This is a genomic window from Psychrobacter sp. 1Y4, assembly GCF_051847555.1.
Genome location: NZ_JBPYDE010000841.1, coordinates 1 through 598 on the forward strand (window position 1 = coordinate 1; position 598 = coordinate 598).

The 598-nt window shown below is 47.2% G+C and carries 1 pseudogene; it reads left to right on the forward strand.

What is annotated here, in order from left to right:
- Positions 1-598, forward strand: a pseudogene (locus tag ACS8FC_RS19170) (translocation/assembly module TamB domain-containing protein); the annotation flags it as partial.

Sequence of the window (598 nt, forward strand, 5' to 3'; positions counted from 1 at the left end):
GTGCGTAGCCGCTACAACGATAGCGATGTTAGTGGCGATTTTGTCGTTCAGGCGCTGGATACAGGGTCACCGTTTCAAGCAAAACTACAGTGGGATGATATTTTGGTCCCTTATGCAGAGGACCAAAATATTCGTCTGCAAAGTGGTATGGCGACTGCATCAGGGGTCATCTCCGAGATACGACTTCGCATCAACACAGAATTGACTGCCAAAGACATCCCGTCTGGTCATTATCAAGGGCGCGCGGTCATTGCAGACAGTCAGTTGCGTATTGATCGTTTAGAAGCTGACGTTCCATCTGGCCGTTTGGTAATACAGGGTATATTAGGTTGGAAAGATAGCTTTAATGCGACGCTGCGTGCGGCTGGTAGTAACTTTGATATTCGCCGTGCTATTCCTGATGACTATGCTGATTTTAAAGCGTATGCTCCGCAAACCCTTAATGGCAGGTTATCGCTACGCTATCAGCAGCAGAACAGCAAAGGTAATACACAGATTGATGCAGATTTGCGTCAGCGTGATGGTGAACATATCAATGCCAATATGATCCGTGGTAAAACCTCTGCTAAGTCTAAGCAAGTGGCACCTTGGTACGTTG